The organism is Micromonospora profundi (assembly GCF_011927785.1).
GTDB lineage: Bacteria > Actinomycetota > Actinomycetes > Mycobacteriales > Micromonosporaceae > Micromonospora > Micromonospora profundi.
Genome location: NZ_JAATJK010000001.1, coordinates 110126 through 124990, shown reverse-complemented (window position 1 = coordinate 124990; position 14865 = coordinate 110126). Strand labels below are relative to the sequence as shown.

Genomic DNA, 14865 nt, shown 5'->3' with positions numbered 1-14865 from the left:
CTCCAGGGACCGGTGTGGTGGGGGTGTCGCCCGACGGTGAAGCGGCGGGCGATGGCGCCCCGTGCGGCCGGGTGAGGCCTCGGCCGCACGGGTGGTACCGACGCCGGTGCGGGCGTCGGGACGGCTCAGGGCAGGGTGTCCAGGTGCGGTGCGACCGTGCGGGCGAAGCCGTTGCCGTTGCTGACGTCCCAGTTGACCGACCAGGTCATCGCGCCCCGGATGCCCGGGTAGGTTCGCGGCGGCCGGAAGCTGCCGCAGTTGGTGCCGCGGGCCAGGCAGTCCAGCGCCGCGTTGACCACGCTGGGCGCGACGATGCCGCCACCGGCCGCGCCCGGGCCGGCGGGCAGGCCGAGGCCGACCTGGTCGGGGCGCAGTCCGGCCTCCAGTTGGATGCAGGCCAGCGCGACGATGAAGTTCACGGTGCCCTGGGAGTACGCGGCGTTCTGGTCGCAGCCGAGCATCGCCCCGGAGTTGTAGAACTGGGTGTTGACGACGGTGAGGATGTCCTTGATGTCCAGGGCGAGCTTGAAGTAGCCGCTGGTCGGGGACTGCATGTCGATCGTCTGCGGTGCCATCGCGATGATCAGACCGGCGCCGATCTTGGCGCGGAGCGCTCGCAGCGCCTGCGCCATGTACGTCGGGTTGAGCCCGTTCTCCAGGTCGATGTCGATGCCGTCGAAGCCGTAGCGGTTGATCAGCGCGGCGGCGGTGTCGGCGAACACCGTGGCCGACGCCGCGTCGTTGACAGTGACCCGCCCGGTTTCGCCGCCGACGGAGAGGATGACCCGCTGGCCCCGGGCGTGCAGGGTACGCACGTCGGCGCTGAAGTCCGCGTCGGTGTAGCCGCCGAGCGAGGCAGCGAGCCCGGGGTCGACGCCGAAGGTGAGCGCGCCCGGCGTCGAGGTGGCCTCGGCGAAGGCGACAGCTACCAGGTCGTACTGGGTGGGGACGTCGCGCAACCGCAACTCGACCGCCGGGTTGTCGAAGTTGTGCCAGTAGCCGGTGAGCAGGTGCTTCGGCAGCCCGCCGGTGGGCGGCTGCGTGGTCGGCGGAGGCGTCGTGGGAGGCGGCGTAGTGGGAGGCGGGGTCGTCGGGGCCGGGGTCGTGGGAGGCGGGGTGGACGGTGGGGTGCCGCCGCCGCACGGTGCGCCGTTGAGCTGGCAGCCGGTCGGCGAGCCGGAGCCGCTGGCCAGGAACCCGAAGGACACCGACGCCCCGGGGGCGATGCTGCCGTTCCAGGACCTGTTGGTGAAGGTGTGCCGCTGGCCGGCGGAGGTGAGCAACGCGTCCCAGTAGCTGCCGAGCGCGGTGCCGGACGGCAGGTCGAAGACGAGGTTCCAACCGTTGATTGTCGAGCTGCCGCCGTTGGTGATCGTGTACTTCCCCTCCCAGCCGGCGCCCCACTCGGCGGTCTTGACGAAGCTGGCGGTCGGGCCGGCGGCGAACGCGGGCAGCGCCACCCAGGCCGCGCCGAGCGTCGCCGCCAGCACGGTCACCAGGGACAGGACAAGGGATCTGGCAGGCTTCATGCGGCCCTCCACGCCCGACTGGGCATTCATGTACGTCAACGTTGGCGCTAATTATTAAGACAGTTAACTGTCCCTGTCCAGAGGTCGGCGTGAATGACCGCGCCCCGACACGGACGACCGGGCCTCCCGCCGCACCTCGGCGCGGTGGGAGACCCGGCGGACGCCCCGCCTCAGCGGCGGAAGGTGAACCAGTTGACGTTGACGAAGTCGTTCGGCTGACCGCTTGTGAAGGTGAGGTAGACGGAGTGCCGGCCGGTCACCGCGGCGACGTTCCCGGGCACCGAGGTCCAGCTCTGCCAGCCGCCGGTGCTGCCGATCGCGAAGCTGCCGATGGGCGTCGCGGTCGGGCTGTCCAGCCGCACCTCGACCAGCCCGCTCACCCCGGAGCCGGCGCCGGAGGCCACCCGGGCCACGAAGTCCCGGGGTGACGTGGAGCCGAACTCGACGTTGTCGTAGCGCACCCAGTCACCGTTGCGCAGCGCGCCGATGTTCTGCCCGCCCTCGGCACACGCCTCCACGATCACGCCGTTCTGCGCGCTGAACGCCTCGGCCTGGATCTGCCCGTACGCGTCCCGCGTGCCGCTCGGCGGCGGCGTGGTCGGCGGCGGCGTGGTGGGCGGGGTGGTTCCGCCGCCGCGCCGGTACACGGCCACGTAGTCGACGAGCATAGGCCGCCCCGGGACGGTCGCCGCGGTGGGCGTGGCGCTGCCGGCCACCCCGTTCGGGAACGCCCCACCCATCGCCACATTGAGCAGCAGGAAGTAGCCCGCGTGTGAGGTCATCTGCGACCAGGCCGCCTCACCGACCCGGCTCTGAGTGACGGTGTGGTAAAGCTGGCCATCGACGTACCAGCGCAGTTGCTGGGGGCTTGTCGAGGCGTCCCACTCGAACCGGTAGGTGTGGAACGCGGACTGGCAAGTGCTGCCCGGACAGGCCCGGGACGCGCCGATGCCGTTGAACTCGTCGCACGGCCCGCCCGGCGCGACGCCGCAGTGCAGCACGCCCCAGACCGAGTTGAGGCCGTTGACGTTCTCCATCACGTCGAACTCGCCGATGCCCGGCCAGTTCTGGTAGTTGCCCCGGTAGGGAGCGCCGAGCGCCCAGAACGCGGGCCAGTAGCCGGCCGCCGCCGCACCGGTGACGTTCGGCATCTGGATCCGGCCCTCGATGGCGAGCACGCCACCGGCCGGGGCCTTGAAGTCGCTGCGGACGGTTTCGATACGGGCGGAGGTCCAGCCGCCCGCACTGTCGCGCAGCGGCGTGATCCGCAGGTTGCCGCTGCCGTCGTGGCTGACGTTCGCGGTGCTGGCGGTGTAGCGCTGGATCTCGCCGGTGCCCCAGTTGGCCGGGCCGCCGGGATAGTTGTACCCGGTGTCGATGATCCAGTTGGCGGCCGACGGCAGGGTGCCGGCCGCGCCTGTGAAGTCGTCGCTCCAGACCGTGCTCCAGCCGGTGGCGGGGGGCGGCACGGCGGCCTGTGCGGTCATGGTGACGCCGGCCAGGGCGGTGGTGGTGGCGACGAGCAGGACGGACGCCACCAGACGACGTCGGACGGGTGGGGCGGTGGTGGCCGCCGAAGGAGGTGCCATGGACGTGCCTCTCTGCGGGGACGGTCGAGAGAGCGCTCTCTCAGGAGTTGTACGTCCCGCCATGGCAGTTGTCAACGTCGATCTGCTTCGTCGCTCTGCGCGACCGCCTGCGGACGCCGGAGCGCCACCTGCTCCAACACCGACCAGGCGGTCGTGGTCACCAGATAGATCACCGCGGCCAGCGGCAGCACCAGCGCCACCAGCACTGTCGCGAACGGCAACAGCGGCAGCAACCGGCCGAGCGTGGCGGCCCCCGGCCCCTCGGTAGGCGTACCGGCCACGGTGCCCACCGCCGCCGACGCCCGGCGTGCGCGCCGCGACGACCACCACGCCAGCACCACCAGCACTGCCAACAGGACTGCGAAGAGCGGCAGGGCCGCACCCGTCAACCCGTCGCTGAGGTGATGACCCAGCGGCACACCGGCCAGCCGCTCGTCAAGCAGGCCGGTGCCACCCTCGCTTGTGGTGAAGAGGCGGTACAGCACCAGCAGGAACGGCGCCTGGAGCAGCAACGGCAGGCAGCCGGCAATGGGGTTGGCGCCGGCCGACCGGTACAACGCGAACACCTCACCCTGAAGCTTCGCCGGGTCGTCGGCGTACCGGCGTTGCAGGTCGCGCACCTGCGGGGCGAGCGCCGCGCGGCGCCGCTCCCCGCGGACCTGCGCAACGGTCAGCGGTGAGATCAGCAGGCGGACGGCGATGGTGAACAGGACGATGGCGGCGGCGGTCGCCATGCCGCCGGCGAACGGTTCGAGCAGATCGGTGAGCCAGGACAGCGCGCTGCCGGCGGCGCCGACAACGGTGTGCAACGGTGCGAAGGCGAGCATGGGAAACCCCTCGGTCCGATTCCGGTGAGGTCCTCCCCCGGCGCCGTACGCGCGGGGAGAACCGGTGACTGTGGGATCGGCCGCGCGGCGGTGTGGCGCTACGCGGCGAGGGGGTGCCCTGGTGCGCGGGGTCGGGGTCGCCCGGCGGCGTCCGGATCGATCTGTCGGGGCGTCCGGCGGCCCCGGGACCGGGCGCGCAGCCCGGCCCATACGCGTGCGAAACCCGGTGCCCCCGACCCGCCGGGCACCCGCGCCGCGAGCAGCGCGTTGAGCAGCACGAGGGCGGTCAGCGCGACGCCCGCCAGCAGGTCGGACGGGTCGGCCGCGAGCAGGGTGAGCTGGGCGGACGCGGACATCCACGCGACCCAGAGGAACCCCAGCGGCACCGGCACGGGCTCAGCATAGGACCCGGTGTCACACAGTCCGGCCGATTCGCGACGCGCGGCCCATGCGCCGAAGCGCGACACGCGATGCGACGCGCCGTACGCCACGTTTCCGGGCGTCACCACCGCGGGTAACCACAGACAGACCGACGCGGACGGCCCGCGATCGGCTGGAGCGGACGGTGGTGTGGCGATGACGGGCCAGGTGACGGAGGCGCCCAGCGGTTCGGCCGCGGGGACCGGGTTGCTCACCGTCGGTGTCGAGGAGGAGTTCCTGCTCGTCGATCCGCACACCGGAGCCGCGGTTCCCGCCGTCGACCTGGTGCTGGAGCAGGTGCCGGCGGAGTTGCGCGGGCAGGTGGAGCGGGAGTTCCAGACCAGCCAGATCGAGATCGGCAGCCCGCCCGGGCTTGAGCTGTCCTCGATCCGGCACTCCCTCGGCGTGCTGCGCAAGGCGCTCGCCGACGCCGCCGAGCGGGCCGGCGTCCGGCTGTTGGCGATCGGCACGGGCCCGGTGGACGGGCCGGTGCCGCCGGTGGTGGACAAGCCACGCTTCGACCGGATGATCGAACGGTTCCGGCTGCTCGTGCCCGGCCCCGGCAACAACGGGATGCACGTGCACGTGGGTGTTCCCGACCCGGACACCGGTGTGCAGGTGCTCAACCACGTCCGGCCGTGGCTGCCGCTGCTGCACGCTGTCACCACAAACTCCCCGTTCTCCCGGGGTGAGGACTCCGGCTATGCCAGTTGGCGTTCGGTGGAGTGGGAGCGCTGGCCGTCGGTGGCGCCGACGCCCTGGTTGGAGTCGCATGAGCACTACCAGCGGCTGATCCGCCAGTTGATCGCCAGCGGCGTGATGCTCGACGAGGGGATGCTCTACTGGTACGCCCGGCTGTCGGCGAAGTACCCGACCGTCGAGCTGCGGATCGGCGACGTGTGCCCGTCGGTGGACGACGCCGTGCTGGTCGCCGCGCTGGTCCGCGCCCTGGTGGCCACCGCCATGGACGACGTCGAGGCCGGCCGCCCCGCCCTGCAGACCGATCACCACCTGCTCGTCGGCGCGCACTGGCGGGCCGCGCACGACGGCCTGGAGGGCGAGGCCGTCGACGTGACCACCGGGGAGCTGCGCCCGGCCTGGGAGCTGCTGGACCGGTTCGTGGAGCGGATGCGACCGGCCCTGGAGCAGCACGGCGACTGGGCCGAGGTGACCGACCTGTTGGGCGGGCTGCGCCGGCACGGCACGGGCGCGGCACGGCAGCGTGCGGTGTTCGCCCGCACCGGGCGGCTCGTCGACGTGGTGCAGGACGTCGCACGGCAGACCCATGGCTGATCAGCGTGACAGGATGAACCTGTGGCGCAACGGTTGATCGTCATTGGCGGGGACGCGGCCGGCATGTCGGCGGCCTCCCAGGCCCGACGCCGTCGGGGCTCCGACGACCTGGAGATCGTGGTCTTCGAGCGCGGGCACTTCACGTCCTACTCGGCGTGCGGCATTCCGTACTGGATCAGTGGTCAGGTCGACGGCCCGGAGCAGTTGATCGCCCGGGAGCCGGTGACGTTCCGCACGGAGTTCGCCATGGACGTGCGGATGCGCCACGAGGTGACAGCCATCGACATGGAACGCCGCGAGGTGGTCGCCCGGGACCTGGAGGGCGGCGGGGAGGTCCGCGAGCACTTCGACGAGCTGATGTACGCCGCCGGCGCGACGCCGGCACAGCCGCCGTGGGCGCGGACCGACGCCGGCGGCGTGTTCGGGGTGCAGACCCTCGACGACGGGGCGGCACTGCGCGACTGGCTGGACGCGGAGCCGCAGCCGCGCCGGGCAGTGGTCATCGGTGGCGGTTACATCGGCGTCGAGATGGCCGAGGCGCTCATCCAGCGCGGCCTGTCCGTCACCCTGGTCGAAGCGTCCGATCAGCCGATGTCGACCGTGGACAGCGACATGGCCGAGTTGGTCGTCGACGCGATGCGCGGGCTGGGTGTGACGATCCGCGCCGGCCTGCCGGTCACCGGCCTTGAACAGCGGGACGGCCGGGTGTCCGCAGTGGTCACCGCCGAAGGGCCGATTCCGGCCGACGTCGTGGTCCTGGGCCTCGGCGTACGCCCGAACGTCGCGCTGGCCGAGGCTGCCGGCCTGCCGATCGGGCCGACCGGCGGAATCCGGGTGGACCGCCGGATGCGGGTGCCGGGCTTTCCCGGGGTCTGGGCGGCCGGTGACTGCGTGGAGACGCTGCACCGGGTCAGCGGGATGCCTGTGCACATACCGCTGGGCACGCACGCCAACAAGCAGGGCCGGGTGGCCGGCATCAACATCGGCGGCGGGTACGCCACCTTCGCGGGTGTGATCGGCACGGCGGTGACGAAGGTCTGCGAGCTGGAGGTGGGCCGCACCGGTCTGCGCGAGCGGGATGCGAGCGAGGCGGGCTTCGACTTCATCTCGGTGATCGCCGAGTCGACAAGCCGGGCGGGCTACTACCCCGGTGCCCGGCCGATGACCGTCAAGCTGATCGCGGAGCGTCCCAGCGGCCGCTTGCTGGGCGCGCAGATCGTCGGCTGGTCCGAGGCTGCCAAGCGGATCGACACGCTGGCCGTGGCGTTGTGGAACGGCATGACGGTGGACGACATGACGGCGCTCGACCTGGGCTACGCTCCGCCGTACGCGCCGGTGTGGGATCCGGTGCTGATAGCCGCCCGAAAGGCGGTCGACGCGCTCGCCGCTGTCGCCCGCTGACCAGCGTCCGCCGTGGAGGACCACCCTGTGACCCAGACCCCGACCCGCCCGGCCGTACGCCGGCGCCCGACGATGGTCGACGTCGCCCGGCACGCCGGGGTCAGCTTGAAGACCGTCTCCCGGGTGGTAAACGACGAGCCGGTGGGTCAGGAGTTACTGGGGCGGGTACTCGCCGCCATCACCGAGCTGGGTTTCCGGCGCAACGACATCGCCCGCAACCTGCGCTCGCGGCAGCTCAACGCCACAGTCGGGTTGCTCATCGAGGAGATCGCCAACCCGTTCTACGCCACGATCGCCAGCGTCGCCGCCGAGATCGCCGCCGCCCACGGCACCATGCTGATCACGGCTTCGTCCGAGGAGGATCCGGAGCGGGAACGCGCCGTACTCCAGGATTTCACCCAGCGCCGGGTCGACGGGCTCCTTGTGGTGCCGGCAGGCCCCGACCATTCGTTCCTGCGCCGCGAGGTCGAGTTGGGCATGCCTGTGGTCTTCCTGGACCGGCCGCCGCATGGGCTGCTCGCCGACACTGTCCTGCTGGACAACCGGGGTGGCGGCCAGGCCGGAGTCGGCGCGCTGCTGGACGAGGGACACCGGCGGGTGGGCCTTCTGCTCGGTGCGCCAAGCGTGCCCACAATGCGTGAGCGACTGGCCGGCGCCCGCACGGCACTGGCCGCCGCCGGGATCGAGCCGGACGGGTCGCTGCTCTGCGACCGGCTGATCGCACCGGAGGACGCCGGACGGGCGGTCGCCGCGCTGCTCGACCTACCGAACCCGCCCACCGCGTTCTTCTGCGGCAACAACCGGCTGACCGTCGGCGCACTCCAGGAGCTGCACCGGCGCGGCAGCGACGCGGCGCTTGTCGGCTTCGACGACTTCGAGCTGGCCCACCTGATGCCCCGGCCGTTGACCGTCGTCGCCTACGACACGAGGGAGCTGGCGAGGGTCGCCACCGAACGCCTCTTCCAACGCATCGCCGGCGACGACTCCCCGCCCGCAACAACGGTGCTACCCACAAGACTGCTACGCCGCGGCCTCCGCTAATCCCCCACCACGCCCGCCCGCGTCAGCTGCCTTTCCTGCCTTTCCTACCTTTCCTGCCTTTCCTGCCTTTCCTACCTTTCCTGCCTTTCCTACCCTCCCCGCCCTCGGCGCTCCCCGCTGCCCTGCGCGCTTTCCCGCCCCCGCGCTCACCCCATCCCCCGCGCTCACCCCATCCCCCGGGCTCACCCCATCCCACGGCGTCGATCATGAAGTTGTGGTGGGCAATTAATCCATCCGTGCCCCTTTTGTGAGGCACCACAACTCCATGATCGACTCACGCGGGCGGGGGCAGGGCAGGGCGGGCAGGGCAGGGCGCGGGCGAGGCGGGGCGGGGGCAGGGCAGGGCGGGGCGCGGGCAGGGAAGGGCGGGGCGGTGGGCCGGGGGTGTTAGTTAGGGGTCGTTAGGAGGGCTTCTACCTCGGCTCGGCGGGGCGGGTCGGCGCCACGCCGGGCGCAGGTCAGCGCGGCCACCGTCGCGGCCTGCCGGAGCACCGCCTCCCACTGCGGCTCGGTGACCGCGGCGAGCCGGTCCGCCGGCCGGTCGCCGAGCGCGTCGAGGTCGGCCAGCGCGGCCAACAGGCCACCGGTGAACGAGTCACCGGCACCGACGGTGTCGACAACTGTGGTGCGTACCGCTGGTTCCTCGTGCAGCGTCCCGTCGGGGGCGAGCAGCCACGCGCCGTCGCCGCCCCGGGTCACCACAGCGCAGAGAACTCCGGCATCGCGCCATTCGGCCATCACGTCGGCCGCCGACCGGTCCGGGTGGAGCCAGGCGAGATCCTCGTCGCTGGCCTTGACCAGATGCGCGTGGCGCACCTGCCGGCGTACCCGTTCCTGCTCCGCAGCCCGGTCCGACACGATGCTCGGGCGCAGGTTGAGGTCGATCGAGACGGTGAGCACGTCCCGCTGGCGTTCACGGGCGAGCAGATCCTCCAGTACCTGCGCGCCGGGTGCCAACGCGAGCGCCAGCGACCCGCTGTGCAGGGCTGTCGCCGGTGTCCCGGTGAGGTCGGGCAGTTCCTGCGGCGTCCACTGCCAGTCGGCCGCGCCTTCCAGCCGGAACTCGTAGCTCGCCTGCCCGGCCGCGTTCAGGGTGGCGACCGCTACCGAGGTGGGCTGGTCGGCGCGGACCGCCCAGGCCAGGTCCACCTGGTTGGCGTCCAGATGCTCGGTCAACTGCCGGCCGTACTCGTCGGGGCCGATCCGGGCCAGCAGGCGTACCCGCTGATCCAGTCGGGCGAGCGTTACCGCGACGTTCGCGGGCGACCCGCCAGGCACGGCCCGCTCCCCCTCGGCGCTGACCACCAGGTCGATGAGGGCTTCACCCGCCACCACGATCATTCGGTCACCTCGCCCGGCTTGCGCGGGCCGGGGCCACCCAGCCCGTCGGCCGAGCGGGACAGCAGCACCGCCTGGTACGCGTGGTAGACGTCCGGCCGGCCGTGCCAGACCGTGTCCGAGGGCAGGTTCTGCGCGTCCAGCTCGTGCCGCCACCCGGTGTCGTCGATGAGGTTGCGGCGGGCGTACGCCCAGAAGACCTGGAACCAGTCGGCGTAGACGGCGTGCCCGGTGCGGCGGTGCAGGGTGACCGCCGCTCCGATGGCCTCGGCCACCACCCAGTGCATCCGGGAGCGGACGACGGGCCGGTCCTCCCAGTCGATCGTGTAGACGAAACCGTCGGCGCCGTCGACCGCCCAGCCGCGCCGGACGCTTGCGGCGAACAGGGCACGGGCGTCGGCGAGCAGCCAGCAGGGCGGCTGTGGCAGGGCGGCCTCCAACTCCAGCAGCAGCCGGGCCCACTCCAGCCAGTGCCCGATGGTCGAGCCGTACGGCCGGAACTGGTCGGCGGGCTGCTCCCGGTTGTAGTCGGGCAGCGGTGTCCAGTCGGCGGTGAAGTGCTCGGGCAGCCGCCAGTCGTGTCGGGCGGCCTCGCCGTGCACGAGGTGGGTGGCGATGCGCAGGGCGCGATCGGCCCAGCTCGCGTCGCCGGTGGCGGCGTTGGCGGCGAGGAACGCCTCGACCATGTGCATGCTGCTGTTGGCGCCCCGGTAGTCCTCGGGGACGGTCCAGTCGCGGTTCCACGATTCGCGGACCGCTCCGGCTTCGTCGTCCCAGAAGTGGTCCAGCACCACGGCGAGCGCGTCGTCGAGCAGCTCGTGCGCGCCGGGTCGCCCGGCTCGGGCGGCGCTGGACGCGGCGAGCAGCACGAAGGCGTGGTCGTACCCAGCCTTGCGGTCGTTTGTCGGCTCGCTCTGCTGGTCCACGGCAGCGAACCAGCCGCCGTACTCCGCGTCGCGCAGCAGCGTGCGCAGCGCCGTGACGCCGTGGTCGACGAGGGCGGCGGCGTCCGGTTCGCCGTTGCGGTGGGCGAGCGCGGCCACGTGGGTCATCCGGCAGGTGATCCAGGTGTACAGCGGTTCGGCACGATCGGGTGTGCGGTCGTCGGTCAGCCACCAGAAGCCGCCCTCGGGCCGGAGGGCGCGGCGGGCGGTGTCGAGCAGGGTGCGGGACTGGTCGGCGAGGAACTCGTCCAGGTCGGGCAGGTCGGGTGACCCTGCCGGGACGGGGGCAGGTTCGGCTGCGGATCGGGGCACGTCGGTCATCTCAGCTGGTCACCGCCGGGTAGGGAAGGGACATACGGCCAGGATCGGCGGACGAACCGGGTCCGCGCCGGAAAACCGCAAACGGTACGCCGCGAACCGACCTGTCGGGTCGGGTACGCGAGGAGGAAAGCACCATCACCCTTCCTCCTCTTTTGTCCGTTGACATCGTTGTCACTGCTCAACCCTGCTCCGGCAGTCGCCGACTGTCAATTCCGCCTACGGTCCGGCCCGTCACACCGGTCCGGACGAACTCGTGACGGGCTGCCGCAGGATCGTGCGCTGCCGTTCGGGGGCGACTCTACGGAAGTCGCTCAGGTAGATCTCGTGGTGATCGCCGGCCATCTGCAACCCCTCGCCGGGGATGAACTCGTGGTGCATCCGGGCGAGCACATCCGCCTCGTCGTCGAAGGAACCCACGTGCAGCGTCTGCACGCACCGCCCCTCGGACAGCGTCTCCAGGCGTACGTCGGCGAGGCGCGCCGGCCGGCTCTTGACAGTGACCTGCTCGACGGCGGCGGTGAACATGGTCCTGTCGATCCAGTCCGGAACCATGAGCAGCAACGTCCAACTCCACAGCGACTTGTCCCGCGCCGCCGTGAAGGACGCCATGTCCTCGGCCCACCACAGGCCCTCCAGCGGAGGAACGACATAGTCGCGCCCCAGGCCAGTCTTGCTTGCGAACTTCAGCTTGTACGCCACCGGATAGAGCGCTTCGACAGCGGCTGTGAAGGCGGGCGACGTGTTGGGGTCGCCCTGCCCGTCGATCATGAGGTACCGCATGTCGGGCACGTCGACGATCCGGAACCGGCCCCGATTCGCCTGGTAGGTGTCGAGGGTCTTCTTGAAGTCGACCTTGCTCGTCATCGGGCACCCGTCACGACGGCCATGATACGAGCGTCGGTGGTCGCTCGCCTCGTCGCGGAGTTCGACGCTGACCGATAATCCAGCCATGCGGGTGACGATGGCAACCGATGCCGGCCACGCCGGGCGTACCAATGAGGATTTCGCCGGCGCCGTCGCGTCGGGCATGGTCCTTGTCGACGGCGCAGGTGGCATCACCGGTGTCGAGAAGGTCTGCCGCCACGGCGTGACCTGGTACGCCACCCGCCTGGGCGGCGCCCTCCTGGGCGGTCTGTCCGGGGACCGGAGCCTGCGCGACGTGCTGGCCGAGAGCATCGAGCGGGTCACCGACCAGCACCGTGACACGTGCGACGTCACCCACCCGATCAGTCCGTTCGCCGCCGTGGCCATGCTCCGGTTCTCCGACGGGCTCGTCGAACACCTGGTCCTCGGTGACGCCGTGGTGCTCGTCGGCCGGGCCGGGGCCGCGCCTTTCGTCGCCCACGATCCGCGCGAGGTGGTGATCGCCAGGTCCTTCGAGGCGCGTCTGAAGGGCGTTGCCGAGGGCAGCGACGAGTACCGGCGGCTGCTGCTGGAGTTGCGGGGCCGGCGAAACAGCCCTGGCGGCTTCTGGGTGGCGAAGGACGACCCGCACGTGGTGGACGAGGCGGTCTGCGGCAGTTGCCCAGCGGACGAGGTGACCACGGCTGCCCTGCTCAGCAACGGTGCGAGCCGCCTCGTGGACACCTTCGGGCGTACGGACTGGGCCGGGCTGCTGCACCTGCTCGAAACCGGCGGCCCCGACGAGGTCATCCGCCGGGTCCGGGAGATCGAGGCCCGCGACGGCGTCGCCACCGATGACGCGACGATCGTCTTCCGGAGCTGAACACTGATGACACGGAGCCGGGCCGGCACGCGGTCCAGGGGTTGCTGTCGTAGGGCAGCGATAGCCTGCCGACCATGACGAGCGCCGAGCTGGACGAGCTGATCGTCGCGGACGCCGACGGTTTGCGCGCCTGGTTGTCGGTAAACCACGCCACATCGCCCGGCGTCTGGCTCGCCCTTACCAGGAAGGGCGGCACCGTCACCACGCTGACCTGGCAGGATGCGGTCGACGAGGGCCTGTGCTTCGGCTGGATCGACGGGCAGGCACGCAAACGGGACGCCGAGACCTCCTGGATCCGGTTCACGCCGCGCCGCTCCCGCAGTTCCTGGTCGCAGATCAACGTCGCCCACGTGGCCCGGTTGGAGGCGCAGGGCCGGATGCAGCCCTCGGGCCGCGCCGCGGTGGAGGCCGCCAAGGCCGACGGGCGGTGGGCCGCCGCCTACGCACCACCGTCGAGGGCCGAGGTCCCGGCCGACCTGCTCGCCGCCATCGCCGCCAATCCCTCCGCCCAGGCCATGTTCGACGTGCTCACCAAGTCCAACAGGTTCGCTCTCATCCACCGGCTCAACGCCGTGAAACGGGCGGAGACCCGCGAGCGCAAGATCGTCGAGTTCGTCGCCATGCTGGCCCGCCACGAGACGTTCTACCCGCAGAAGGCAAAGCCTCCGACTACACCGTGACAGCCCCTCAGGTGGCGAGCTGGTCGCGGCTGCGGGTGAGGTACGCGTGTTCCGCGGGGTTGCTGGCAAGCCCGATGGCCCGGTCGTAGGCCGCCCGGGACTCGCCGCAGCGCCCGAGCCGCCGCAGCAGGTCGGCGCGGGCTGCGTGGAAGGCGTGGTAGCCGTCCAGGACCTCGGCGAGCCTGTCGATCTCGGCGAGCCCGGCGTCCGGTCCGTCCACTTCGGCCACCGCGACAGCCCGGTTGAGTCGCACGATCGGCGAGGGGTCGAGCAGCACCAGGCGACCGTAGAGGGCGACGATGGCCGACCAGTTGGTGTCCCGGGACGACGGCGCTTCCGTGTGGACCGCGCTGATCGCCGCTTGCAACTGGTAGCGCCCGGGTGGCTCGCCGCCGGCCGCCACCGTCCTGATCCGCTCGCGTACCAGGGCGGCGCCCTCGGCGATGAGGGCGCGGTCCCAGGCGGCGCGGTCCTGCGCGTCGAGGGTCACCAACTCCCCGGTACGGGACACCCGCGCGTGGCGCCGCGCGTCGGTGAACAGCATCAGGGCAAGCAGGCCGGCCACCTCACCGTCGTCCGGAAGCAGCGCCCGGAGCAGGCGACCAAGTCGGATCGCCTCGTCGGTGAGGTCGACGCGCACCGGGTCGTCCCCCTCGCTGGCGAGGTAGCCCTCGTTGAAGACGAGATAAACGACAGCGAGTACGCCGGGGAGCCGCTGACGGATGTCGTCGGCCGAGGGCACCAGGTAGGGAATGTTCGCCGCGCTGATCTTCGCCTTGGCGCGGGTGATGCGTCGCGCCATCGTCGTTTCCTGCACCAGGAAGGCGCGGGCGATCTCGGCGACGGTGAGACCACCGAGCAGGCGCAGGGTGAGCGCCACCCGGGCCTCCACCGCGAGCGCTGGATGGCAGCAGGTGAAGACCAGCCGGAGCCTGTCGTCCTCGACGGGGCCGGTCGGCTCGGGAGGGCTGTCGTCGTACATGATCTGGGCCGCCTGATGCTTGGCGTCGCGCTGCGCATCACGACGGAGCCGATCGATCGCCTTGCGGGCGGCGGTGGTGGCGAGCCACCCGCCGGGATTCGGGGGTACGCCCTCGCGCGGCCACCGCTCCGCAGCCCTCAGGAACGCCTCGGCGGTCGCTTCCTCGGCGACGTCAAGGTCGCCGAAGCGGCGCGCGAGGCCGGCAACCACCCGCGCCCATTCCTCGTGGTGGGCGCGGGTGATCGCCTGCTCGAACGCGGAACCGGTCACGAGCTCATTTCATCGCGAAGCCGCTCCGCCTGCCGTCCCGGGACCCCGGAACCGGTGCACTTCCTGCGGCCAGTCGAGCACGACAGCGAGTCGGCCCGCCCAGTACCGCGCCGCCTCGTCGTCGGGCACGTCCACGACGGCGAAGCCGCCGAGGTGCTCCTTGGTCTCGACGTACGGGCCGTCGGTGAAGACCGGCTTGCCGTCGACACTTTCGACGCTGCACACCGCAGTGGACCTGTCGAGGGCACCGTTGGAGAAGATCAGGACACCTTCGGCCAGCATCTCCGCCATCACGGCGTGGCTGGCAACTGACTTCGCGCGTATCTCCTCCGGCGTGTGCTCGGGCACCCACTCGTCGTTGAAGGTGATCAGGTACTCCGGCATGATCGTTTCCTCTCACTCCCCGGACGAGGGGCCTCTCCCCGACCTCTCGCCTGCGGCGGCCCGGTCGGCCGCCGCACACTGGTTCCACGAGCGGCTACGCCCTGATACGACACCATCCCG

General features: G+C 71.5%; 14 protein-coding genes. 5 read left to right on the top strand and 9 right to left on the bottom strand.

Going from position 1 to position 14865, the window contains the following annotated elements; all coding sequences use genetic code 11:
* Positions 1-125 precede the first annotated feature (125 nt).
* The 4 genes from F4558_RS00585 to F4558_RS00570 all read right to left on the bottom strand — a co-directional run bounded on the left by F4558_RS00585 (position 126) and on the right by F4558_RS00570 (position 4337).
* Positions 126-1529, bottom strand: a complete 1404-nt coding sequence (locus F4558_RS00585; protein ID WP_167942896.1) for a chitinase — start codon at positions 1527-1529, stop codon at positions 126-128.
* A gap of 170 nt (positions 1530-1699) precedes the next feature.
* Positions 1700-3118, bottom strand: coding sequence for a carbohydrate-binding protein (locus tag F4558_RS00580; protein ID WP_167942895.1), 1419 nt, complete (start codon positions 3116-3118; stop codon positions 1700-1702).
* A gap of 71 nt (positions 3119-3189) precedes the next feature.
* Positions 3190-3945, bottom strand: a complete 756-nt coding sequence (locus F4558_RS00575) for a YidC/Oxa1 family membrane protein insertase (protein WP_053655606.1) — start codon at positions 3943-3945, stop codon at positions 3190-3192.
* A 98-nt stretch (positions 3946-4043) separates the two neighbouring features.
* Positions 4044-4337, bottom strand: a complete 294-nt coding sequence (locus F4558_RS00570) for a DUF6412 domain-containing protein (protein WP_306273522.1) — start codon at positions 4335-4337, stop codon at positions 4044-4046.
* Between the two features lie 184 nt (positions 4338-4521).
* Between F4558_RS00570 and F4558_RS00565 the strand changes: the two genes are divergently transcribed.
* The 3 genes from F4558_RS00565 (at position 4522) to F4558_RS00555 (ending at position 8100) form a co-directional block, all read left to right on the top strand.
* The gene (locus F4558_RS00565; RefSeq protein WP_053655605.1) at positions 4522-5658 is read left to right on the top strand and encodes a carboxylate-amine ligase; all 1137 of its coding nucleotides are present in this window, start codon (positions 4522-4524) and stop codon (positions 5656-5658) included.
* A 21-nt stretch (positions 5659-5679) separates the two neighbouring features.
* Positions 5680-7059, top strand: a complete 1380-nt coding sequence (locus F4558_RS00560) for an FAD-dependent oxidoreductase (RefSeq protein WP_167942894.1) — start codon at positions 5680-5682, stop codon at positions 7057-7059.
* A 72-nt stretch (positions 7060-7131) separates the two neighbouring features.
* Positions 7132-8100, top strand: coding sequence for a LacI family DNA-binding transcriptional regulator (locus F4558_RS00555; protein WP_053655670.1), 969 nt, complete (start codon positions 7132-7134; stop codon positions 8098-8100).
* A 387-nt stretch (positions 8101-8487) separates the two neighbouring features.
* Here F4558_RS00555 and F4558_RS00550 read toward each other — a convergent pair whose 3' ends face one another.
* The 3 genes from F4558_RS00550 to F4558_RS00540 form a co-directional block, all read right to left on the bottom strand.
* Positions 8488-9441 carry a carbohydrate kinase family protein gene (locus F4558_RS00550; protein ID WP_167942893.1) on the bottom strand — a complete coding sequence of 318 codons (954 nt, stop codon included), beginning with the start codon at positions 9439-9441 and terminating at the stop codon, positions 8488-8490.
* Complete coding sequence (locus F4558_RS00545) at positions 9438-10703, bottom strand: AGE family epimerase/isomerase (RefSeq protein WP_167942892.1); 1266 nt, start codon at positions 10701-10703, stop codon at positions 9438-9440. Before F4558_RS00545 ends, F4558_RS00550 begins: the two co-directional genes overlap by 4 nt.
* Positions 10704-10934: 231 nt before the next feature.
* The gene (locus F4558_RS00540; RefSeq protein WP_053660183.1) at positions 10935-11567 is read right to left on the bottom strand and encodes a GyrI-like domain-containing protein; all 633 of its coding nucleotides are present in this window, start codon (positions 11565-11567) and stop codon (positions 10935-10937) included.
* 85 nt (positions 11568-11652) lie between these two features.
* Between F4558_RS00540 and F4558_RS00535 the strand changes: the two genes are divergently transcribed.
* Both F4558_RS00535 and F4558_RS00530 read left to right on the top strand, forming a co-directional pair.
* The gene (locus F4558_RS00535; RefSeq protein WP_231640216.1) at positions 11653-12429 is read left to right on the top strand and encodes a hypothetical protein; all 777 of its coding nucleotides are present in this window, start codon (positions 11653-11655) and stop codon (positions 12427-12429) included.
* 74 nt (positions 12430-12503) lie between these two features.
* Positions 12504-13109, top strand: a complete 606-nt coding sequence (locus tag F4558_RS00530) for a YdeI/OmpD-associated family protein (protein ID WP_167942891.1) — start codon at positions 12504-12506, stop codon at positions 13107-13109.
* Between the two features lie 7 nt (positions 13110-13116).
* Here F4558_RS00530 and F4558_RS00525 read toward each other — a convergent pair whose 3' ends face one another.
* Complete coding sequence (locus F4558_RS00525) at positions 13117-14361, bottom strand: RNA polymerase sigma factor (protein ID WP_167942890.1); 1245 nt, start codon at positions 14359-14361, stop codon at positions 13117-13119.
* A gap of 9 nt (positions 14362-14370) precedes the next feature.
* Positions 14371-14745 carry a YciI family protein gene (locus F4558_RS00520; RefSeq protein ID WP_053660190.1) on the bottom strand — a complete coding sequence of 125 codons (375 nt, stop codon included), beginning with the start codon at positions 14743-14745 and terminating at the stop codon, positions 14371-14373.
* Between the last annotated feature and the right edge of the window lie 120 nt (positions 14746-14865).